The 24,362-nt window shown below is 43.8% G+C and carries 15 protein-coding genes, 1 tRNA gene and 2 pseudogenes; 11 read left to right on the plus strand and 7 right to left on the minus strand.

Annotated features, from left to right (window positions below; all coding sequences use genetic code 11):
- Window positions 1–56 precede the first annotated feature (56 nt).
- The 4 genes from FPZ43_RS10825 to FPZ43_RS10840 all read left to right on the plus strand — a co-directional run bounded on the left by FPZ43_RS10825 (window position 57) and on the right by FPZ43_RS10840 (window position 11,356).
- Window positions 57–3,080: a SusC/RagA family TonB-linked outer membrane protein gene (locus FPZ43_RS10825; protein ID WP_146381925.1), complete on the plus strand. Its 3,024-nt coding sequence runs from the start codon at window positions 57–59 to the stop codon at window positions 3,078–3,080.
- Between the two features lie 4 nt (window positions 3,081–3,084).
- Window positions 3,085–4,629 (plus strand): RagB/SusD family nutrient uptake outer membrane protein, encoded by a 1,545-nt coding sequence (locus tag FPZ43_RS10830; RefSeq protein ID WP_146381926.1) that lies wholly within the window; start codon window positions 3,085–3,087, stop codon window positions 4,627–4,629.
- A gap of 84 nt (window positions 4,630–4,713) precedes the next feature.
- Complete coding sequence (locus tag FPZ43_RS10835; protein WP_146381927.1) at window positions 4,714–8,013, plus strand: VCBS repeat-containing protein; 3,300 nt, start codon at window positions 4,714–4,716, stop codon at window positions 8,011–8,013.
- 10 nt (window positions 8,014–8,023) lie between these two features.
- Window positions 8,024–11,356, plus strand: coding sequence for an FG-GAP repeat domain-containing protein (locus FPZ43_RS10840; RefSeq protein ID WP_146381928.1), 3,333 nt, complete (start codon window positions 8,024–8,026; stop codon window positions 11,354–11,356).
- Here the strand turns inward: FPZ43_RS10840 and FPZ43_RS10845 are convergent, their stop codons facing one another.
- Window positions 11,357–12,295, minus strand: a complete 939-nt coding sequence (locus FPZ43_RS10845; protein WP_146381929.1) for a GyrI-like domain-containing protein — start codon at window positions 12,293–12,295, stop codon at window positions 11,357–11,359.
- Between the two features lie 195 nt (window positions 12,296–12,490).
- Between FPZ43_RS10845 and FPZ43_RS10850 the strand changes: the two genes are divergently transcribed.
- From FPZ43_RS10850 to FPZ43_RS10860, 4 genes and pseudogenes are all read left to right on the plus strand, one after another.
- Complete coding sequence (locus FPZ43_RS10850; protein WP_146381930.1) at window positions 12,491–13,819, plus strand: vanadium-dependent haloperoxidase; 1,329 nt, start codon at window positions 12,491–12,493, stop codon at window positions 13,817–13,819.
- Between the two features lie 72 nt (window positions 13,820–13,891).
- Window positions 13,892–14,458: pseudogene (locus tag FPZ43_RS19715) on the plus strand (glycoside hydrolase family 65 protein); the annotation flags it as partial.
- Window positions 14,459–14,764: 306 nt separating this feature from the next.
- A pseudogene (locus FPZ43_RS19720) lies at window positions 14,765–15,874 on the plus strand (glycosyl hydrolase family 95 catalytic domain-containing protein).
- A 75-nt stretch (window positions 15,875–15,949) separates the two neighbouring features.
- The gene (locus FPZ43_RS10860; protein WP_146381931.1) at window positions 15,950–16,585 is read left to right on the plus strand and encodes a hypothetical protein; all 636 of its coding nucleotides are present in this window, start codon (window positions 15,950–15,952) and stop codon (window positions 16,583–16,585) included.
- 70 nt (window positions 16,586–16,655) lie between these two features.
- Here FPZ43_RS10860 and treA read toward each other — a convergent pair whose 3' ends face one another.
- Entirely contained in the window at window positions 16,656–18,230 is a 1,575-nt protein-coding gene (gene treA / locus FPZ43_RS10865) for an alpha,alpha-trehalase TreA (RefSeq protein ID WP_146381932.1), read from the minus strand.
- Window positions 18,231–18,311: 81 nt separating this feature from the next.
- Window positions 18,312–18,995, minus strand: coding sequence for a phosphatase PAP2-related protein (locus tag FPZ43_RS10870; protein ID WP_146381933.1), 684 nt, complete (start codon window positions 18,993–18,995; stop codon window positions 18,312–18,314).
- A gap of 235 nt (window positions 18,996–19,230) precedes the next feature.
- Between FPZ43_RS10870 and FPZ43_RS10875 the strand changes: the two genes are divergently transcribed.
- The 3 genes from FPZ43_RS10875 (at window position 19,231) to FPZ43_RS10885 (ending at window position 21,868) form a co-directional block, all read left to right on the plus strand.
- Window positions 19,231–20,430 (plus strand): GAF domain-containing sensor histidine kinase, encoded by a 1,200-nt coding sequence (locus FPZ43_RS10875; protein ID WP_146381934.1) that lies wholly within the window; start codon window positions 19,231–19,233, stop codon window positions 20,428–20,430.
- 81 nt (window positions 20,431–20,511) lie between these two features.
- A complete protein-coding gene (locus FPZ43_RS10880; protein ID WP_146381935.1) occupies window positions 20,512–21,453 on the plus strand; it encodes a sugar phosphate isomerase/epimerase family protein in 942 nt (313 codons plus the stop codon).
- Window positions 21,454–21,472: 19 nt separating this feature from the next.
- Window positions 21,473–21,868, plus strand: a complete 396-nt coding sequence (locus tag FPZ43_RS10885; RefSeq protein WP_146381936.1) for a membrane lipoprotein lipid attachment site-containing protein — start codon at window positions 21,473–21,475, stop codon at window positions 21,866–21,868.
- A gap of 79 nt (window positions 21,869–21,947) precedes the next feature.
- Here the strand turns inward: FPZ43_RS10885 and FPZ43_RS10890 are convergent, their stop codons facing one another.
- From FPZ43_RS10890 to FPZ43_RS10905, 4 genes are all read right to left on the minus strand, one after another.
- Window positions 21,948–22,724, minus strand: a complete 777-nt coding sequence (locus FPZ43_RS10890) for an SDR family oxidoreductase (protein WP_146381937.1) — start codon at window positions 22,722–22,724, stop codon at window positions 21,948–21,950.
- A 50-nt stretch (window positions 22,725–22,774) separates the two neighbouring features.
- Window positions 22,775–23,353 carry a TetR/AcrR family transcriptional regulator gene (locus FPZ43_RS10895; RefSeq protein WP_146381938.1) on the minus strand — a complete coding sequence of 193 codons (579 nt, stop codon included), beginning with the start codon at window positions 23,351–23,353 and terminating at the stop codon, window positions 22,775–22,777.
- Window positions 23,354–23,451: 98 nt separating this feature from the next.
- Complete coding sequence (locus FPZ43_RS10900; RefSeq protein ID WP_146381939.1) at window positions 23,452–23,904, minus strand: hypothetical protein; 453 nt, start codon at window positions 23,902–23,904, stop codon at window positions 23,452–23,454.
- A 348-nt stretch (window positions 23,905–24,252) separates the two neighbouring features.
- Window positions 24,253–24,324 (minus strand) — tRNA-Arg (locus tag FPZ43_RS10905).
- Window positions 24,325–24,362 lie beyond the last annotated feature (38 nt).

Below are 24,362 nucleotides of genomic sequence, written 5' to 3' on the forward strand. Positions count from 1 at the left end.
CGCCCTTTGCTGTGATATAAAAAGCTTATAACCAATAATCAATTAAACCACAAACTATGCAATTTAAACACTTACTCACCTTATGTTTTTTTGCTTTGAGCTGTCTGCTTGTGCAGCCTGCTTTTGCGCAGAACAAAACAATTACAGGTAAAGTAACCGACAAGAAAGACGGGCAGCCGTTAATTGGGGTATCTGTAGGTACTGCCGGTGGTGCCGGTACGCTTACTGCTACCGATGGTACTTTCAGGCTTTCGGTGCCTGCAAACACAACCAGCCTGGTATTATCTTACATCGGTTACAATCGCTTAACAGTAAGCATCGATGGCCGTACATCAATTGATGTAAGCATGGAATCGGCCAGCACAAACCTTAACGAAGTAGTTGTAATAGGCTACGGTACGCAAAGGGTAAAAGATGCTACAGGTTCCGTATCATCACTGGGCCAAAAAGACTTTAACAAAGGTGTTATTGCTACGCCAGACCAGTTATTGCAGGGCCGCGTTGCGGGTGTGCAGGTAACGCCATCAAGCGGTGAGCCTGGTGCAGGTGCACAAATCAACATTCGTGGTGCAGGTTCAATCCGCTCAGGCGATGGCCCCCTATATGTAGTTGACGGTATTCCATTGGATAACGGCGGTACAAGCGGCGGCTATGGCGTTGGTGCAGGTAGCTCATCTGCCCGTAACCCATTGGCTTTCTTAAACCCGGCCGATATCGAAAACATTTCAATCCTTAAGGATGCATCATCTGCCGCTATTTATGGTGCGCGTGGTGCAAACGGTGTAATTTTGATTACTACACGTAAAGGCCGTAAAGGTCAGGGTGTACAGTTTTCATCAAACGTAAGCTTGGCTAACCCGGCAAGCCGCTATGATGTGCTTGGCCGCGACCAGTTCCTGGCTGCAGTTGCAGCAGTTGGCGCAAACGCAGGCCCGGTATCTGCAGGCGGTGTTGATTACGGCGGCGATACAGATTGGCAAAAACAAATTTACCGCACTGCAATCTCACAAAACTATAACGTAGGCTTTGGCGGCGCAGGTAATACTGCCAGCTATCGCGCATCTATCGGTTATGATGATCAAAAAGGTATTATTAAAAATACCGGCTTAAAGCGTTTAAATGCACGTATCAACGCTTCAAAATCATTTTTTAATGAGCGTTTAAAATTCGATTTGCAATCAACTTACTCAAACGTTAAAAACCAGTACGCGCTTATCACAAATAACGCGGGCTTTAACGGTAGCCTTGTGGGTGCAGCTATCCAGCTTAACCCAACTGCACCTGTGTTTGACGACCAGGGCCGCTATTTTAACTTAAACGGTTACAATGCGGATGGTTATCCAAACGGTAACGGTTTCCGTAACCCGGTTTCTTTATTGGATCATATTGATGACCGCGATAACATCAACCGCTACTTAAACAACTTAACCATGACCGTTAAGCTTCTTGAAGGCTTATCATACAAAGGCAACTTCGGTGCTGATATATCTCGTGGTTTAAGAAAAACTTTCTATGATCCTAAGATTGTGGGTTTCACTGATGCAATCGGTATCAGACAGGTAAACTACCCATCACCAACCGGTAATGGTACCGCTATTTACCAAAATAACAAACTAACCAACTATACTACTGAGCATACCTTAAACTATGATAAAAAGTGGAAAGATAACAGCTCATTAACAGTATTGGCAGGTTACTCTTACCAAACATTTAAAAACTTCAACGATAACCAGTTCGGCTTTAAAACATCACAGCCGGGTGTATTAGTTAAAGATTACAACGACTTCCAGCAACACCTGCCTGTACCGGTGGGCGATAGCTCGAGCTACAAACTGCAATCATATTTTGCACGTGTTAACTACTCAATCAAAGATCGATACATAATCACGGGTACAATTCGCCGTGATGGTTCAAGCCGTTTTGGTGCTAACCACAAGTATGGTAACTTCCCTGCTGCAGCTGTTAAATGGCGCATCAGCAATGAAGAGTTTATGCCAAAAGGTGGTTTCTTTGACGATTTAAGTTTGAGGATCAACTGGGGTAAAACAGGTAACCAAGAAATACCTGCTTATGCATCACTTCCGGTTCAGCAAATTATCAACAACTCGGGCGGTACTGCTTACTTGTATCAGCCAAACCCTGATTTGAAATGGCAAACCAACACCACCTATGGTGCAGGTATCGACTTCTCGATCATCAAAGGCCGCTTAACAGGTACTGTTGATTACTTTAACAAATCTATTCAAGACCTTCTATTCTTCCAGGATATTGCACAACCAACCCTTTCTTCAAGGATTTACAGAAATCTTGATGGTAACGTAATCAACAAAGGTTTAGAGGTAGGTTTAAACTTTGCAGCAGTACAGGGTAAAGATTTTTCATGGGATATTAACTACAACATGACCTTTATCAAAAATACCTTGTCGAACTTCAAAAACTACATCATCACAGGTAACATCGATGGTCAGGGTCTTTCAGGTGCATTTTCACAGTTGATTACTAATGGTGTACCATTGTTTACATTTAACGTGCCTAACTATGCAGGTTTAGATGCAAACGGTTTTGGTATATATCCTAACGGTTTGGACGTGTCATCACTACAAGGCAGCCCTAACCCTAAATTCACCGCTGGTTTAACCAACAACTTTACTTATAAAAACTGGAACTTAAGCTTCTTCCTGAACGCTGCAACCGGTTTCTATATCTATAACAACACCGCAAACGCCTTCTTCTTTAAAGGCAACTTGCTAAGTGGCCGTAACGTAACTAAAGATGTTGCTACAAGCAACGAGAACCCGCTTAACTCTGGCGAGGTATCAACCCGTTTCCTTGAAAAAGGTGACTTCCTGAGGTTGAGCAATGCTACATTGGGTTATACTTTCCCATTGAAAGAAAGCGTGTTTAAATCGTTACGTTTGTCAGTTACCGGCCAAAACTTGTTCCTGATTACAAACTACTCAGGTCTTGATCCGGAGATCAACACAGATAAACAAAGAGATCAGGTTGCTTCAAGGGGTATCGATTATACCGCTTATCCTAAAGCAAGAATATTTACATTGGGCTTAAATGCAAGTTTTTAATAATATGAAAAAGAAAAATATAATCTCGAAGGCGGCCTTATTAAGCTTAGCTTGCATGGCAGCAATGGGTTGCGCCAAACTGGATGAGAAATTATACGGTTCAAAATCCCTATACGGCGACAACGCCGGCGCCGAGCAATTGGCGGGTGTTTACTCACAATTATACGGACAAACCGATCAGGCAAATACGTACGCACTACAGGAGCACTCAACAGATGAAATGATGGGCCCTACACGTGGTACTGACTGGGGTGACTTTGGTACCTGGCGCAAGCTGCATACCCACACCTGGACACCGCTGCATAACCAGATCAACGATACCTGGGATCAGCTTAACATTGGTGTGTTCCGTGCTACAAAGGTATTTGAAGATGCTACTGATGTAAACATCAAAGCGCAAGCAGCATTTTTACGTGCATACTTCATGTTCCAGGTGGTTGACCTTTTTGGCCAGCAGCCAATACGTGATCCTAAAGCACCTGCGTCATCAATACCTACAGTATTAACACGCAGCGAGGCTACAGATTACATCATTAAAGATTTAGAATATGCTGAAACAAACCTGCCGGCAACCACAGCTAACATTGGTGTGGCTAATAAAGCTGCTGCACAGGCATTGTTAGCAAAAGTTTACCTAAACCGTGCTGTTTACACATCTGCAACAGTGGGTGGTCCGTTCACATTTGCGCAGGCAGATATGAACAAGGTTATTGAGTATGCAAATAAGGTAACAGCTGCAGGTTACACTTTGGAGCCTGCCGGTAAATACTTCCAGGATTTTGCTTGGGACAACTCTGAGATGTCTAAAGGTAACATCTTTGGTTTTTATAACACCACTACCAGTGCACCGGCATCGGCCAAAAACCGTTGGAGAATGGAGTTACACTACAACCAGACACCAGATGGTTGGAACGGTTTCACCACACTTGCCGATTTCTACAACTCATTCGAGTCGACAGATGAGCGCCGTGGTGTTGCTTACCCAGGCTTAACAAACCTTATTGGTTTGAGAGCAGGCTTTGCTGTAGGTCAGCAGTTTGGTCCGGGTGGCAAAGCATTAACCCAACGTAGCGGCCAGCCGTTGATCTTTACTCCAGAAGTAAACCTCAACTTTTCTACAGAGGCGCAAGGTATCCGCGTGTTCAAATACTTCCCGCAGCCGGCTGCTAACGGTACAGTCAACGATGATAACTCATCAAATGACTACGTAATACTACGTTATGCCGATGTTGTGCTTGAAAAAGCAGAAGCTATTTTCCGTGGCGGTGTTGATCCGCAAGGCCAAACAGCTTTAGCCTTGGTTAACTCGGTACGCACGCCTCGTGGTGTGGCTCCTTTCGGTTCAGTTACCGAAGCTAACCTGCTTGCAGAGCGTGGCCGTGAGTTGTACTGGGAAGGCTGGAGAAGGAATGACCAGATCCGTTTTGGTAAATTCAATGATCCGGTTGATCAGCGTCCAAACGCATCAGACAAAACACGTACACTATACCCGATACCTCAGCGTGCGGTTGATACCAACCCTAACCTGAAACAAAACGCGGGTTACTAACCAGGAAACCGGTTTTCAATTAGTTATATTTGATTTAAGGCGTAGCGAAGAAATTCGCTACGTTTGTTTTTTCTGCTCGGCCTAATGTTTAAAAAATTATTTTTACCCCTACTAATTTTAACGGCTGCGTGTGCCTCTTGTAATAAAAAAGGCGCTAATGATATATTATTTTCGCTGCAGCAAAATGATACCCTGGGCATTAATTTCATTAACCAGCTTAATGACCAGGACCGTACCAATGTATTCACCTTTCGCAACTATTACAACGGCGGCGGTGTAGCCATTGGTGATATCAATAACGATGGTTTAAACGATGTGTACCTTACATCCAACCAGGGAGGTAACAAGCTATACCTTAACAAAGGCAACTGGAAGTTTGAGGATATTACTGACAAAGCCGGCGTAAAGGGCACCAAGTACTGGAGCACGGGCGTAACCATGGTTGATATCAATGGCGACGGCTGGCTGGATATTTATGTTTGCCATAGCGGCAACATAATTGACCGTAAGGGCAACGAGCTTTTCATCAACCAGCACAACGGCACTTTTACCGAAGAAGCCGAAAAATATGGGTTGGTAGATAACGGCCTGTCCACACAGGCTATATTTTTTGATTATGACAATGACAACGATCTTGATTGCTTCGTCCTGAATAATTCTTTTAAGCCGATTGGTGCTTTTGACTTCAGTAAAAATTTGCGTGCGGTTGTCGATACCCTGGGCGGTGCCCGACTGTACCGTAACGATGGCGGGCATTTTACCAATGTGACCCAGCAGGCGGGCATTTTTTCCAGCGATATTGGTTTTGGTTTGGGCGTTTCTGTAGCCGACCTTAACAATGACGGGTATCCTGACATTTATGTAAGCAACGATTTCTTTGAACGCGACTACCTGTATATCAACCAAAAGAATGGCACGTTTAAGGAAGATGTCCAATACGAGATGGGCCACCTGAGCCTGGCATCAATGGGGTCGGACATTGCAGATATTAATAACGACGGGCACCCTGACATCTTTACCACAGAGATGCTCCCGGAAGGCGATAAACGCCTGAAGCAAATGACATCATTCGAATCATTTGACGTAATTAAACTCAAACAAAACGATGGCTACTTTAACCAGTACATGCAAAACTGCCTGCAGCTAAATAACGGCGATGGCAGCTTTTCTGAAATAGCCTTTAGTGCAGGCGTTGCAGCGACCGACTGGAGCTGGGGGGCCTTGTTTTTTGATATGGATAACGATGGCTGGAAAGACATATTTGTATCAAACGGTATTTATAAAGACCTTACCGATCAGGATTATATAGAGTTTTTGGGGAATAGGGAAAGCATGGATAAAATTGCTGAAAAACGGTCGTTCGATTACAAGGAGTTTTCTAATAAAATGATCTCGACTCCTACGGTTAACTACGCTTTTTTCAATAACCGCAACCTTACATTCACCAATAAGGCTAAAGAGTTTGGGCTGGACAAGCCATCGTTCAGCAACGGTGCAGCCTACGGCGATCTGGATGGCGATGGCGATAATGACCTGATTGTAAATAACGTAAACAGCCCGCTATTTATTTATAAAAACAACGCCAATAAATTGGGGAACAATTATATTCAGTTAAAGCTAACAGGCAGTTCCGCCAATACTTTTGGGGTGGGAACAACGGTAAAGGCTTTCTCAAAAGATAAATCGGTTGTTTATTACCATCAGCCAACACGGGGTTTTGAAAGTAGTACATCGCCCAATTTGCTCACTATCGGGTTGGGGAAGGTTAATGTTTTAGATTCGCTGCAGGTTATATGGCCGGGCGGCAAATATCAGGTAATAAAAAACGTAAAGGCTAATAAGGTTTACAGTTACAAAGCGGCAGATGCAACTGCGCAATACAATTACGATTTACCTTCGGCTTCAACGCTATTTACAGAAACTGCAAGCACTCTATTCGATAACGTGCCCATGCATGTTGAAGACCATTTTATTGATTTTGACAACGAGCGCCTGATGCTGCAAATGCTATCAACCGAGAACCCTTATATGGCCAAAGGCGATATCAATGGTGATGGTTTAGATGATTTTTATTTTGGAGGATCAAAGGATACGCCCGCCGCCATATATATCCAGCAGCAAAACGGTCGCTTTAAGCGCTACATTCCGGAGGATTTTGAAAAGCAGGTTTACCTGGAAAATGCCGGTGCCGTTTTTGGCGACTTTGACGGCGACGGCGACCAGGATTTAATTGTTGCGGTCGGCGGCAATGCCGATGAACCTGGCGACCCTATTTACCTGCCACGCTTTTTCGAAAATGATGGTAAGGGCAACCTGCACCGCAACCCGCAAAAAAGTATTCGCCTCTCGGTAAACGCCTCAGTTATCGTTGCAGCCGATTATGATAAGGATGGGCACTTGGACTTGTTTTTAGGCGGTCGCAGTGTACCAAAAACCTATGGCGAGGCACCACAATCGTTTGTGTTACATAACGACGGCAAAGGCAACTTTACCGATGTATCTGCAAAGGTATTTGGAGCAGATAATAAATTAGGTATGGTGACTGCCGCCCAATGGGCCGATCTGGACAACAATGGCTACCCCGACCTTGTTGTGGCCGGCAACTGGATGGGCATCAAGGTCTATAAAAATAACAAAGGCAGCTTTACCGAAGACAAACAGCTTGATAATTACAAAGGCTGGTGGAGCGCCCTGCAAGTTGCAGATATAAATGCCGACGGCAAACTGGATATAGTTGCGGGCAACATTGGGCAGAACATCAAGTTTAAAGCATCTGCAACACAGCCTATGAAGTTATATGTTAAGGACTTTGATAACAATGGCACCAAAGAGTGCATTACATCAATGTATAAGAACGATAGCATAGCCTATGTTTTCCACATGAAGCCTGATTTGGTAGGGCAGATGCCTTTGCTGAAAAAGAAATACCTGAAATATGCTGACTACGCGGGTAAACCCTTCGACCAGGTTTTTGATGCCGATGCGCTTAAAGGTGCCGAAGTACATGAAATGAATTACTTGTCGTCGGCAGTATTTATTGCGGGGGCGGGCGGCAAGTTTAACGTTAAGCCTTTGCCTTACAATGCGCAGCTATCAAATGTGGGTACCATCTTAATTGATGATATCGACAATAGCGGCAAACCATCCATAATTTTAGGAGGAAACTTTTACGGCTTTAAGCCCGAAGTAGGGCGTTTAGATGCCAGCTATGGCCAAATTTATAAATATACTGACAAAGGATTTACGTATCTTCCACCGTCAAAAACCGGTATTAAACTAACGGGGCAAATACGCTCGTCATTGATGATTAAAAACCGTCAGCAACAAAAGTATTACCTTTTTGGCGTTAATGACGATAAGCTAAAAGCTTACAAGCTACGTTAAGCTGTAACCAATGTACAAACTTACTTCACACCCATATAAGCAACTTGTTGTTTGCATTGCCGCCTTGCTATGCATAACCGTTTCATGCAAAAGCAAAAAAACGGGCGAAGGCATATTTAAGATCCTTCCTGCGTCAGAAAGCAATGTTGATTTTGTGAACCGCAGCCTGCCAACAGACTCGGTTAACATACTCGATTACCTATATTTTTACAATGGTGGCGGCGTTGCTACTGCCGATTTTAATAATGACGGCCTAGAGGATATCTATTTCGTATCTAACCAGGAGAGTAATAAGCTTTACATTAATAAAGGCAACTTAAAGTTTGAAGATATCACGAAAAAGGCTGGCCTATCTGGGGCGGGAAACTGGAAAACGGGTGTTACCGTGGTAGACATTAACGGGGACGGCTTTAAGGATATTTACCTTTGTGTAGTATCAAACTATAAAGGTTTCAAGGGTAAAAATCAGCTTTATATTAATAACGGCGACCTTACGTTTACCGAATCGGCTGCGCAATACGGGTTGGACTTTGCGGGTTTTTCTACCCAGGCATCATTTTTTGACTATGATAAGGATGGCGACCTGGATATGTTTTTGCTAACTTCATCCGTACACAGTAACGATACCTACGGCGACTCCACGCTTCGTTTTAAAGAAAGCCACGATGCCGGCGACCATCTTTTCCGTAACGATAACGGCAAATTTACTGATGTTACCAAAGGGTCGGGTATTTATTCGGCACCAATTGGCTACGGCCTTGGCGTTAGCGTGGGCGACCTTAATAATGATGGCTGGGACGATATATACGTAAGTAACGATTTTTTTGAGCAGGATTATTACTACATCAATCAGCAAAATGGCACGTTTAAAGAAGAAATAAAAACGGCGTTTGGCCATACCAGCTTATTCTCGATGGGGAACACTCTTGCCGATGTTAATAAGGATGGCTATGTGGACGTAATAAGCACCGATATGCTTCCCGAGGATATGAAAGCGCTTAAATCTACCATTAACGATGAGCCGCTCGACATATACAACCAGGAAGTAAGCGTAGGTTACTATTACCAATACTCAAAAAACAGCCTGCAGTTAAACGTTGGTAATGGGCGTAAGTTTGTTGATATCAGCCTGTATTCAGGCATGTCGGCAACAGACTGGACATGGTCGCCCCTTGTGCATGACTTTGATATGGACGGACGCAAGGACATGTTTTTTTCGAACGGTATAAAACGCAGGCTCAATGATATGGATTACCTGAAGTACCTGGGCGACCCTAACGTGGTGAAGGACTTTAAAACAAGCCGCTTTTTTGATAAAGAGAAAATAAACCTGATGCCCGAAGGATCGGTGCATAATTATTTGTACCGTGGCGGCGACAAGCTGAAATTTGATGATGTATCTGCCGGAAATGACATGGTCGACAATTCGATTTCTTCCGGAGCAGTAGCTGTCGACCTTGATAACGACGGCGACTTGGAGCTGGTTACCAACAACATGGATGCACCAGCTTTCATCTACCGCAACATGACTATGGAGAATGCGGCAAAAGATAAAAAGCCATCTTTCCTTAAGTTTAAGGCGAAGTATACAAAGGCAAACCCCGATGGTATTGGCGCTAAGTTCTTTATGCGCTCGGCACAACAGGTAGATCATCAGGAAATACAAACAAGCACCGCTTATGCAAGCACGCAGGGCACAACTTTAAACTTTACATTTTTACCCGGCGATAAGCCTGTGGAATTGATGGTGCTATGGCCCGATAACAGTTATCAACTGATTAAGGATTTCAAGATAAACGGCTTAAATACCATTAAGTACGATGCTTCACAGGCAAAAACGGCTGAAAATGTTACCAATTTAGTAAGCAACTATATCAAAGACGCACGTGAATTTAATTACTTGCCGGTAGACGCAAAAGTATTAGCTACGCAGGCCGTTTTTGAAACGCCCGATTTCAACTTTTATAATCTTTTACCACATAGCTACCTGCCACATACACCTGCCATTGCGGTTGCCGACGTAAATAAGGACGGAATTGACGACATATATGTTGGAGGCATTGCAGGAGAGGAAAAATACATCTTAGCCGGTAGTGCTGATGGTAATTTTAAAAAAGTAGCTGTAAAAGGTTTTGATGCATATAAGGACTATGGTGATACCGAGGCCCAATGGGCCGATGTAAATGCCGACGGCATGCCCGATTTAATAGTGCTTACAGCCAACCATCCTTTTATTGATGCTAAGAAGCGCCAGCAACCAAGGTTGTACATTAACAAAGGCAATTTTGAATTTGAATATAGAGCTTTACCTGCGTTACCTATACAGGTGGCCAAAGTATTTGCCTATGATTTTGATGGCGACGGTAAGCAGGATTTTTTCATGAATGGTGCGCTTTCCTTCCAAGATTATACCGCAGCCCCGGCATCTGTTGTGCTGCTTAATAAAGGAAACGGAGATTTCGCCGCTGCAAATAGCAAACGCTTTAGCGCCCTTACCGATATCAAATTCATCAACAGCATATCAGCGCAGGATATCGACCGTGATGGCACCCCTGACCTGATCGTAGCCGCCGAGTGGCAGCCGTTACAGATATTATTAAACAAAAATAAAAACCTTACAAAGCTTTCATCGGCGGTGTTAGACAAAGCCAGCGGCTGGTGGCAATGTGCAATAGTTACCGACGTTGACGGTGACGGCAAAGCCGACCTTGTAGCGGGTAACTGGGGGCTGAATAATAAATACAACGTAACCGCTACGCAACCGCTTTATGCATACAATAACGACGTTGATAAAGACGGTAAGAACGACCTGATATTATCATACTTTTACAAAGAGAAGTATTACCCTTTCCGACCGAAGAATGATTTGGAACAGGAATTGCCTATTCTGAAAAAGGAATTTTTGAGCTTCCAGAAAATGGCTGATAAAACTACGGAAGAGATATTTAAAGAGGGCATTACAAAAGATGGGCGCCTGGAAGCCAACGAGTTTAGCAGTGTTTATGTAAGCGATATCCTGAATGCCAAGGCTATTACCCCAATGCCTTATTTGTATCAGCAGGCACCTATCCGTAACATAGTACCGCTTAACAATGGTAGCCGTGAAATTTTATTGAGCGGTAACTTTTGGGGGGTAGTACCCTATGAGGGCAAGTATGATGCACTTGGCCTGGTAACCACACATTACGATCCCAAAACAAAGCAATTAGCAATGCCCGATTATTGGATAAATAGCATGCTGAACGCCCAGGAGCTTACGCATCTATACCCTTATAAAGGAGGAAGCAAACAAGGTTTTGCAGTTGTAACCTATGAAGGTAAACTGATGCTGGTTACCAAATAATTAATAAATGGGTGAGCAAATTTTAGTTACCCATTTGCCGCTATCGGGCTGTGTGAGGCGGTTAGTTTGCAGCTCCTCATAAGGCATTGCAGGCGATATAAGCCCGTGGTCTTTTTGATAGTTGCGCAACTGCCGGAAGGCATTGTAAATGGTCTTGGGGCCACCGTAAACGCTTGCGGTTAATAGGTTACCACCAAGCACCATTTTGTTGATCACCTGCCCGGCACCTGGTTTAATAACTTTATTAATAGGCAGCGCAACCATTACACGGTAGCTGTCGGGCCCGCTTTGGTCGGCATTGAGCAGGGGCTGCCCTGTAACTTTAGCACCTTGTGCAGTGGCTTGTTTTTGTAATTCATCAGCAAGCTTATATATAGCCTGCGCCGATGGGTAACCCGTTGTTACGGTATTACCTGCAATCATTACTGAGATCTTGATTTTTTCTAAAGACACATCAATACCGTACACCTTATTGTTTTGGTGCATGAACTTCTTGAAGCGCGCCAGTATTGTGTCAAGTTCGGGCTGACGGCTTTTTATTTCGGTAAACTCTTTGATGCGCTTAAATGGATTAATGCTGCTTTGGTGTTTTACTGCCCAAATCACTTCACTTTCGCCATCGCCGGTTGCAGCAATACTGATGTAGCTGTTTATGCGGGCAGTATCAAATAACAGGGCAAGCTCCATGCCGCCAAAGGTGCCGTTTTGAAGCAGGTAATTATGGCCATTGTAAGTAAGTTGTTTTTGCTGCAGCTTTGGTTTATCGCCCGGCCACCACTCGGCCCAGCGGTTTTCATTGGTCATGAATTTGGCAACCCTTACGTCGGTGGCGTCTATCTTAACCTTGGCATTTATAGTGATGTATTGAGGGATGATAAAATATATACCGATGAAGGCAAGCAATAGCAGGCCTATTACAAAAAGGGCAGGTTTTTTCATAAAATCGTAGCACTAATCCAGGTTTGCAGGCAGCTGGCAGATGGCCGCCTCAACGCCTGCAAAATAACCATTAAATGTGGTCAAAGTCAAGCGCCAAAAACCTTTAAATAACGGGAAAAGCCTATATTAGCACTAATTTCCAATAAAACCTGTTTAATTAAACCATTGCTAACTGGGTTGCCAGTTTATACTACTATGAAGCGTTTGTTAACCCTGCTTACGTTTGTTGCTTTGTTTGCTATATCCTGCAAAAAGGCCGACTACCAAAAGTTTACCCACAACCCCGAATTATATCGCACTACGGTTAAAAAGCTTAATGATATTGTGCTTGAAAATAACTTTCCGCCGGTTATTGCTTCCCGTAACTATGCTTATGCCAACATTGCTGCGTACGAGGTTATCGCCGCCGGCGATCCTAAGCATTACCGCTCGCTCGCCGGGCAAATCAAACATTTACCTGCGGTACCAAGGCCGGTTAAGGATGCCGAGATCGATTTTCCATTTGCATCCATGTTGTCTTTTTGCCAGGTAGGTAATGCCGTAACTTTTCCTGAAGGCAGTATGGAGATTTACGTAGAGGAATTAAAGCAAAAGGTGAAAGATGCAGGGATGCCATCATCGGTCTTTGAAGCTTCCGTTACGTATGCCGATTCTGTTGCCAAACATATTTTAAAATGGAGCAAGGGCGATAACTACGCTCAAACACGGTCGGCCAGTAAGTATACGGTAACCCGCAAGGATGGCCGCTGGATACCTACACCGCCCATGTATGCCCAGGCGCTTGAACCGCACTGGGGCGAAATACGGCCGATGGTGCTCGATTCATCTTCACAAATACCTGCGCCCGAGCCGCCTGCTTACAACATGACCGATAAAAAAGGCACATTTTACAAGGCCGTAATTGAGGTGAAAAATATGGTTGATAGCCTTAACGAAGATCAGCGCCACATGGCCGATTTTTGGGATGATAATGCCTTTAAATTAAACGTTATAGGCCATGCCTCATTTGCCACTAAGAAGTTTTCGCCCGGTGGCCACTGGATGAACATTGCCGGTGCGGGCGCCCAAATTAAAAAAGCCGACTTTGGTACAACGGTGGCGGCATACACACAGACATCTATAGCGCTTTATGATGCCTTTATTAACTGCTGGTATGTAAAGTATAGAGCAAACAGCGTGCGCCCCGAAACCGTAATAACCAAACTGATTGACCCTGATTGGCGGCCGTATATACAAACGCCCCCCTTCCCCGAATACATTAGCGGGCATGCCGTTATATCAGCCGCTGCGGCGGAAGTGCTTACACATAATTTTGGAGATAACGTAGCCTATACCGATTCGTCTGAATCGGAATTTGGAATCGCGCCCCGAAAGTTTACCTCCTTTAGGCAGGCAGCAAACGAAGCCGCACTTTCCCGCGTGTATGGCGGCATCCATTACCGCAATGCTTGCGTAATAGGCAGTCAAACAGGCCGAGTTATTGGGCAAATGGTAAACGAAAAGTTGCAGTTGAAGATCAAATAAACCCTTATCCTTATTATGAAAAAGAACATATTTACATGCGTTGCTATATGCTTTATGGCTGCGGGCAGTGTAATGGCGCAAAATGTAAGCCCCTGGACAATTAAGGCTGATAAGATTGACCCTGCAAACTACTACGGTATAACGGCCGCCAATGGGATGATAGGCATTGTGTCCTCGCCCGAGCCTTTCAAGGTAAAGAACGTGGTATTGGCTGGTGCTTATGATCTGTACGGGCGTGGGCGGGTAAGTAATTTCCTCAACAGCTTTAACCTGCTTAACATGTATCTGGAGGTTGATGGTAAACGCATCGATGCCAAAATGGTAAGCAATTATAAGCAGGAGCTTGATATGCAGCATGCCGCCATGACAACATCTTTTGACTATGGTGATAAGGCATCTATAAAATATACCTACTACTCGTTAAGGCAATTGCCTTTTACGGTGCTGATGGATGTGGCGGTAACGGCCAAAAAGCCCATCAACATAACCGCTGCCAGCGTTATGGAAGCGCCTGACGCGTTGAAGCAGGTAGAGAACTATTACAACGAGATAGACCGCCCGCATGTAACCATCAGTTTGCTCACATCAACTGCAAAAAGCCCTACGGGTAAGTTGCAGCTTTGCGCATCAACCTCGTTTTTGTTTAACGAGGAGCATGGCAAGGAGCCTCGCGTTATTCATGAAATGTGGGACAACAACATGCACCTCATGAAATTTAGCCGGACCATGGCTGCCGGGCAAACGTATAAGTACGGCGTTACAGGATCGTCCATTACATCGGCACACCACCCCGACCCGTTAAATGAAGCTGAGCGCCTAACTATTTTTGCGAAGCTTGAGGGTAGGGACAGGTTAATACAATTTCACAACAAAGCCTGGGATGAGCTTTGGAAAAGCGATATCCAGATCGAGGGCGACCCGCAAGCCCAGCAGGATGTGCATAGCATGCTTTATCACTTATACTCGTTCTCGCGGGCGGGCTCTGCTTTGTCGCCATCGCCAATGGGTTTGTCTGGTTTAGGTTATAATGGCCACGTTTTTTGGGATACCGACCTTTGGATGTTCCCGGCCATGTTGGTGTTGCATCCCGAGATTGCAAAATCTATGGTTGAGTACCGCTACGAGCGACTGGATGCAGCGCGTAAAAACGCGTTTTCGCATGGCTACAAGGGTGCAATGTTCCCCTGGGAAAGCGCCGACAGCGGTGTGGAAGAAACACCGGTCTAGGCCTTGAGCGGCCCCTTTGAGCACCATATAAGTGCCGATGTTGCCAATGCTGCTTGGGCCTATTATTGTGTTACACAGGATAAGGACTGGCTGCGAGAAAAGGGCTGGCCGCTGCTTTCGGCTACGGCAGATTTTTGGGCAAGCCGCGTAGAACGTAATGGCCCGGGCCATTATGATATTAAAAATGTAGTAGCCGCCGACGAGTGGGCCGAGAATATTGACAACAATGCCTTTACCAATGCTGCCGCGAAGGCCAATTTAATGAATGCCACTGCGGCTGCTAAATTGCTAGGCTTAAAGGCCGATAGCGATTGGGTAAACGTAGCAAATAACATCCCCATCCTTAAAATGGCAAACGGCGTTACACAAGAGCATGCACAATACAAAGGCGAAGGTATTAAGCAAGCCGACGTAAACCTTTTGGCTTATCCCCTTAAAGCCATCACCGACCCGGCACAGATCAAAAAAGACCTTGAGTATTACGAAACCCGTGTACCAAACGAAGGTACCCCGGCTATGACCCAAGGTGTTTTTGCATTGCTTTACGCCCGTTTGGGTAACGGTGAAAAAGCCTATCATTGGTTTAGGGATGCTTATGAACCCAACTTGAATCCACCGTTCCGGGTAATTGCCGAAACCAAAGGTGGCACCAACCCATACTTTGCCACAGGCGCAGGCGGCATTGTCCAGGCTATGCTTATGGGTTTCGGTGGACTGGATATTACACCAACCGGCATTGTTCAAATAAAAAGCGCCCTGCCGACAAAGTGGAAATCATTAAAGATTACCGGGGTAGGGGTTGAGAAAAAGACTTATACGGTGAAGTAGATGCTGGACAAAGCTTATATATTTTAAAATTTTTAGTGATATCAATTAATAACTAAACATCCTAAGTGCAGTAAAATGATTGACTTCCAAAATCATAAATACGATCTTGTCGAGTTAGCCGCAATTTTCGCAAAAGATACCAGGAGGAGGGACTTTATCTTTTACTATGATAACTGGGGAGAGGATAATAACGAGAACTTTTATACCAAATTTATCGACGAAAATATTTGTAAAGGCAAAACATCAAGACAAGATGATGCTATTGAAGTATCCATTCGAGCTGGGATTTTTAGAGGAAAATATTTTGACTGTGTAAAGGCGATACTACATTCTCGCAAAGGACATTGGATAAAGCTGACTTGTTTGGATTGGTTGTATGAGTTTTCAAATAAGATTGATACTGCAAAGTACATTGAGCTTAATACTTGTTACATGCGGAGGCCTAATCTTTCGGAACTTAATAAAGTGCAAGCAACCTTAAACTTATTAAAAACGGGCACCTCAAGAGAATTGTCAGCCGAGCTTTATTCCCAATTGCTAAGTGCCGAAATACCGGGGACTTTTTACCGAGTTAAAATCTTATTAACTGATAGCAGTGTAAAATTTAACGAAACATCAAAGCCTGATATGGTAAAGGTATTTGTCGAAATTGCCACACACTCATCCTCACTGTCTGAAAGTCAAAAGCGCGACATTGTGATATTTGATTAAAAACACGTGTCACCAGATTTGCAGTTATCAATACCTAATTGCGAAAGCCTTATAGATTTTTATCAGTTAATTACTCCGCCTTTTTCTCCTCAAACTGATATCTGTTCATCAGCTTAAGTAATACACCATTTGTCCAGCCGAAGCCGTCTTGGAGGGGATATTCGCCGCCGCCTGCGGTAAGGCTTGTATCAACTACATTATATTTTTCGAGCAGTTTGCCTGTTTGCTTAAATACGCGAATGTTAAGGGTAATCCAACGGGTAGTAATGTCTTTGGCCAAGGCCTTTTTGCCATAGTTTTCCAATCCGTCAATCGCCATGTATTGCAGCGGAGCCCACCCGTTTGGCGCGTCCCATTGCTGGCCGCTAAAGTTAAGGGTAGTAACCAGTCCGCCGGGTTTTAAAAAGTTTTTCTGCAGGCCGGCTGCTATTTTATCTGCCTGCGCCGGGGTAGCCAAGTTAAATTCTAAAGGGAAAACTGCGGCCAGGGTAGGTATGTTCGATTGTTGTTGCGTTGTCCAGTTATAATCATTAAACCAGCCGGTTTCTTCATCCCAAAAGTATTTCTGGATTGCTTTTTTACGCTGTGCGGCTTTGGCGGTGTAAGCAGTGTACTGCGCCTGGTTGCCCTTTAGCTTATAGCTTTGCGCAATGGTTTGTTCAAGATTATACATTAGGCAATTCAAATCCACCGGTACAAGATTGGCTGTTTGTATGGTATTTAACTGGCCCGAACCATCAAACCAACGGCTACTAAAATCCCATCCCGATGCTGCTGCGGCGCGTATGTTATGATAAAATACAGGCAGCGGTTGCTTTGTAGTTTTTGCTGCATCAACATCTTTAATGTACGATTCTTCTCGCGGCTCGTCACTTTCATCCCAATAGCGGTTAAACAGTGTGCCATCGGCCATACGAACTGCCCGATGGGTGGCTTTGTTGTTGGCTAATTGCGTGCCACCAAGCATCCAGTAATTATATTCTTTTACAAGTTGTGGCTGATATTTGATAAGTATGCGGTTGCCCTGGCTTTTAGCAAGCAGGCCAACCATCATCGAAAAGAAAGGTGGTTGCGAGCGGGTAAGGTAATAGGAGCGGTTGCCGTTCGGGATAAAGCCGTATTTATCTATCAGGAAGGCAAAATTGTCGAGCATGTTTTCAATCACATCAAACTTTTTGCTTTCCTGTAGGCCCAGCATGGTAAAATAGCTGTCCCAGTAATATACTTCCCTAAAACGGCCACCAGGCACAATGTATGGTTTTGGTAATGCGGCCAAGGATGAGTATTTAGTGGCTTCGTCCGGCTGGCGCTGCAACACCTGCCATAAAGTATCAATATGCTTGCGAATGCCCTCTTCCACATTGGTTTGAAACGCGTGGGTAACGCCGGATGGCACACTAAAATTGGTCATCACGAAATTACGCAAATCAAAACCTGTTTTACCCAATTGCTCATTATAAGCCTTCATGATTTGTGCAGGCGGGTACTTTGGCGTACAATCAACAAAGGTTTTATTGTCAGGAAAAATATCTGAGGATTGCACGGCTTCAAAAAGGCCGGGAAATAGCTGGCTTGGCGTACTTTGCTGTGATGTTGCATGCAGGCTAAAAAGCAGGCATACAAATAAGGTTATATTTTTAATCATGATATAGATTTAACGACTGCCCAACCCCAAAAAGGTTTAAGCTGTTGATAAATTTAAATCATTAAAAAGCCAATAGCAAGTTTATGATTGGTTATCAGAGAGTTTGTCAAGCTTATCCAGCTTCAGGAAATAGCGGGTAAGCAAAAACACAATATAAACAACAAGCGGTGCGGCAAGTATATCAATGGTGTAATGGATATGCTGTATCATTAGCAGTATGGCTACCGCTATAATGGCTACAAAAGCAATGATCTTATCGTTACGTTTTTCCAGACACAAGAACACAAGTACAAGGGTAGCCGTATGGCCCGAGAAGAAAAGGTCGCGCGTTACCGAGGCATTTCCATAAAATACACCTGTAAGCGGGTCCACAAGGTTAACCAGGCCAACAGGTGGCTCAAGTGCCACACATGTTATGGCCAGCATGCGTGCAAGGCTTACAAATACAAGTGTCCAAACGTAGTTAATGTAAATTTCGGGCTTGTACAGTGCTCGTACCAATATCAACAACCCCATGCCCCAGATAATCAGGAATATAGGAACAGAAACATCGTGGGACGGTAGCGAAGCCAGTACCCCGTCGTGCAGAATTATACCCTGCCTTTTTTGTATGCTCTTGAAAAACAAAGGCATTAGCGAAAGTATAAAGGCTATACATATCGAACCCCATAAAATGCGCATCCTTTTAGGTTGCGATTGCAAGGCGTTTGTCCATGCTCGTTTTATAGAAGGGGTATCAACCGGCGTCACGTATATAACAGGCAATTATTAAGGAGCGCAAAGTTACTAAAAGAAGCAATATTAAATACAGGTTAGTGTAATATTAAAGCAAAGCTATGGTTTTGAATTACCTGCCTGAAAAATAAGCTGAATGGCTTTAATTATATTTATCCTTACCACTTTACAGAATAATTTTGCCGTTTCGCTCCGTTTATGATTAACTTGGGATGTTTTAAAATACCTACATAGATTAATTACGTAGTTTAAATTAAAGCTTAGTATGCAGAACCCCATCCCTGATAATGAAATGCAACGGATCATTAGTTTAAGCGACTATGATCTTGATTATTCCAGCCTGCAGGAAAACTTTAAAGACCTTGCAAAACTTGCGGCAAAAGTTGCCGGTACCGAAGTTTCATTAGTTAATTTGATAGATACCTACACGCAATGGACCGTAAGCAGCCATGGTTTGGATATAGACCAAATGGCCCGCGAGGATTCGGTATGCCAATATACTATTGCTTCGAACGGCCAATTTGAAGTGCCTGACCTAACCGCCGACGAACGCTTTAAAAATAAATTTTACGTAGTAGATGACCCAAGCCTGCGCTACTATTTTGGCGTGCCGCTGACAACCAGCGACGGACAAAACCTTGGAGCCCTTTGTGTAATGGACAAAGCGCCAAAAGAACTATCGCCGGAGAAGGAAGAACTGCTCAAAATAATTGCCGATGAGATCATAAACCGACTCAATGCACTCAAGGTAATTGCCGGTTTAAAAACGGAGCTAAACGAAGCTCATCAAACTAAAAAGAAAGTAGCACACGATATTCGTGGCCCGTTGGGTGGCATTATTGGTTTGGCACAGGTTATTAGTGAGCAAGGGAAAGATAACGAGATTGATGAGGTACTTGAGTTTATTAACCTGATACAGCGCAGCGGCCGATCTTTGCTTGAATTAGCCGACGAGATACTTACCATTGAAAAACCACAGCGTGAAGCCAACGCAGACGAGTTTACGTTACTGATATTTAAGGACAAGCTTGAAAAACTGTATACGCCGCAGGCTATAAATAAAAACATTAAGTTTACTGTCAATACCTCTGCAGATGCTGCAAACGTTCCTTTTTCTAAAAATAAGCTGTTGCAGATCACAGGGAACTTAATATCTAATGCTATGAAGTTTACCCCACGCGATGGCAGCGTTACGGTTGACTTGAGCCTGAAGATAGAAAAAACGCAAAACACCCTTCAAATTAACGTTGCAGATACCGGCGTGGGCCTAACGGCAAACGAGATATTTCATATACTAAGCGGTAACAAGGCATCAACTAACGGTACAGGCGGCGAGATAGGTTATGGCTTTGGCCTGGCTTTGGTAAAACACCTGGTTGATACCATTGGTGGCACCATGCATATTTACTCGCAGCCGGGGCAGGGTGCCAACTTCGAAATTTTGCTGCCGCAAAAGGAGAGGTAACAATTATTGGTAATGCTTTTATTACAGTGTTTTATCACACAGAATATTTAATAAATTAGCAGAAACCAATACAAACCTAAAATGAAAAAAAACACACTTAGCAGGCGCCGCTTTATAGGTATAAGTGCCGTAGCAACGGCGTCTGCATTGTTTTTATCCAAAGCTTCATTTGCTGCCTCGGCCTTAATGGCTGCCCTTAAGCCCAACTCAAAAATCAACGGTGTGCAAATAGGTGTTATTACCTATTCGTTCCGGAGCATGCCGGGCACTGTTGAGGATTTGCTTAAATATTGCATTGAATGTGACATAAACGCCATTGAACTAATGGGCGAGGCCGCGGAAGCTTATGCGGGTGCACCAAAAAGGGAGTCGGCAGAGTCTTGGGATGATTTCAGGCCCAAACTGGCGGCTTGGCGATCTTCCGCATCTATGGATAAGTTTAAGGAAATCCGTAAGATGTTTAATGATGCCGGTGTATCCATCTACGCCTGGAAACCAAATGCGCTTGGCGCAAAAAATACCGATGCCGAAATTGATTATGCCTTTAACGCAGGTAAAATGTTGGGCGTAACACACCTAACTGTAGAGTTGCCAAACGATGATGCCCTTACGCAACGCCTTGGCGATATGGCCGCCAAACATAAGCTGATGGTAGGCTACCACGCTCACACCCAGGCAACGCCCACACTGTGGGACAAAGCGCTAAGCCAATCAAAATACAATGGTATTAACCTGGATATTGGCCACTACTCATCAGGCACCAGCAGCAGCCCGGTGCCGTTTATTGAGAAGTATCACGACCGTATTACCAGCATGCACATTAAGGATCGTAAGTTTAACAACGGGCCCAACGCACCATGGGGGCAGGGAGATACGCCAATAAAAGATGTAATGCAGTTGATGAAAACAAGCAAGTATAAGTTCCCGGCAACTATTGAGCTGGAGTATAACATACCGGCAGGGTCTGACGCGGTAAAGGAAGTGAAAATTTGCCGTGCTTACCTGGCTGACGCTTTAAAGTAATATTTGCTATCTTAACAACATGAAGAAAACCTTATGCTTTGCGCTTGTCGCTCTTATATTGAGCAGTTGCAATTACACTACCTATAATATGAACCGTGGCGAGCTCAAGATCGCTAAAAAGGACACATATAATGTTTACTACAGCACCATTACCCCTAATGGCGTAAAGGCCAAAGTAAGCTATGTTGATAAAGATGGTAAAGATCACGAAGAAAAATTTGACGGCGGCCGGTGGGAAAAGCTGGTACAGTTGCCATCAAAGACTGCCGTTATATTTAAAGTAGACACAAAGTTGCCAAAAACTACACCTAACAGCCAATTGATCACCAATATTAAGGTTGATAATGCAGTGGTGTCCGAGCAGATACAGACTGGCAAAGATGTTAAATACAGGTTTGCATTTAAACTGCCCTGATCAAGCCTTTATCGGTCATAAGAAATTAAAGCCCAAGCATTAGTTGCTTGGGCTTTAATTTGTATAAGGGAAGTTCAAATTAGCTTACTACTGGTAACGAACCTCCGTCGATGCTATATATTGCACCTGTCAAGTAAGCTGCCGACGGCGATACCAGGAAGCGAACCAGTGAAGCGACTTCTTCAGGCTCGGCCATGCGGCCCATTGGTATACCGCCTATTTGCGTTAGCAGGTGGTTTACACCTTCCTCAACCGATATACCTGCTGATGCGGCATAGTCCTTTATAAAGTTTTCCATCATTTCGGTTTTTGTAGCACCGGGCGCTACAGTAAGCACGCGTACGCCTTTGCTTGCAAGCTCTGTTGCAAGCGCCTTGCTGTAGCTATTTAAGGCAGCTTTGGATACTGCATACGCCAGATTAAGATCCCACAATGGTAGCTTACCTGCAATTGATGATATATGTATAATCACACCGCTACCTTGCTTAATCATTTGTGGCAACAGGGCTTTGTCCAGGCGTATGGCAGAGATAAGGTTCAACTGGAGTTCCTGCTCCCAATGCTCATCTGTAAGGGTACTGAAGCCGCCACCAGGCGTGGTGAGCCCGCCAACATTATTGATTAAGATATCAATGCCTCCGTAAGCTTCGCTGATGGTCTGTGTTAGGTTGGCTACGTCCGTAGGGTTCGTTAGGTCTGCCGCAATGAAATGATACGGGCTTTCTGCCGGTTGAGTTCTCGCACTCACAATCACCTCAGCACCCGATTTGGCTAACTGGTCTGCAATGGCTTTACCTATACCTTTTGTGCCACCTGTAACTAATGCTTTTTTTCCTTTTAAATCTAATACTTCCATGTTGCTGTTTTTTATTCTGAAACAATTGTTTCAGAATTGTTTAAAAAAATTTATTTTGATAATTGTTTAATGAAATATTGGGCCATGCGTTTGATTTTCACAGGGTCTTTATGCAGTATATATGACTCGTGCCAGCCTGTCCAGGTACTATTAAAATAGTCTGCGAGTAACGCAGGATCTTCATCAGCGTCAATTTCTCCTTTAAGCATAGCGCTTTGAATAAGGTTGTATAAAAACTGATAAGATCTGTCGCTATCTTCTTTTAAAATGTCCTTAACCCGCTGGTCGTTGGTTGCCATTTCAAAAGCACATTTAATGGCCATGCAGCTATCTTGTCCATTGATAATAATGTCGACCGCATCATGGATGTAATCCACCAATACGGAAAAAGGTGAATCTTTGCTTGATAATCTTTTATCCCAATCCTTTTTTCGGATGTCAGTATAGTGGTTAACACAGCGCACAAACAGCTCCTGTTTGTCGCCGATGGTGTTGTAAAGGCTGCTGCTGTTAATCTGCATGGCATCGGTCAAGTCGCGCATAGATGTAGCATTATAGCCCTGTTTCCAAAAAACTTCCATCGCTTTTTGGATTGCCAATGTTTCATCAAATTCAACGTTTCTTGCCATTGCTTTACAAAGGTACAATAATCTGAAACACCTGTTTCAGATTATTGTCATATATGGATGTTAAATTTGCTCATATTCCTATTAGCTGATCGCTGGCCTCATCGGCTCAGATAATCGTAAATTTCATGCCCGGTCTTGGTTCCATCGGCTAATTTTTCAGTATAGTCATAGTAAAAAATAAGCTTATTTGCACCAGCGTCCTGAACTTCGCAAGTTACTGTTTGTTTCGGAGCTGGTGTACCGTCGGCAAAATAAGCATCAACCACAAAAGTTAGTTTTTTGCCGTCAACCTTGTAATTGAAAGTTGTATAATTACCTATTCCAGTTCCATCGGTATTGAATTGAACATATTCTCCTCCAACAAAAATATATGTACTGTCTTTTGTTTGGCCGCCTGAGTATTGTTTCCGAAGGCTTGTTAAGTACCTCCACTTACCTGTTATTACCGGAGCCTGGGGTTCTTCAACTTTAGTTGACGACTCTTTTTTGCATGCTGTAAAGTAGACTGAGAAAAATAAAACCGTTGCTACCGTGGCGAATTTCTTAAACATAAGATGTGATTTGAGATTTGGATTTATAGCGAAGATATGCCATCGTAACTAAATCTTCATTAACAGTGGGCCGTAATTATTTTGCGTCTATCTGCTGTATTAAAAATGCATCGTTTTGCTGGAGCACATATGCATATTGGCTCTTATTGTACAGAAACGTTTTGCACACTTTTAGTAAATGTTTACTCCTGAATGCTATTGCTCGAATTAGTTTTTATTAGATAACGTAGGCGGTTTCAAATTAGAAAAAAGGTTTGTGAGACTTTACCGACAGGTTTTGGTGTAGCAGTTATAGAGAAATACGGTACGATAAGTATTTAATATACTATCGTACCGTATAGCTTAATGTGTTCCCGACGAGATTCGAACTCATATCATTAGAACCGGAATCTAACATTCTATCCATTGAACTACGGGAACGGGAGGCCAAATATAAGTAAAGTATTTTACCTTATAAA

The sequence above is a fragment of the Mucilaginibacter pallidiroseus genome (genome assembly GCF_007846085.1).
GTDB classification, from domain to species: Bacteria; Bacteroidota; Bacteroidia; order Sphingobacteriales; family Sphingobacteriaceae; genus Mucilaginibacter; species Mucilaginibacter pallidiroseus.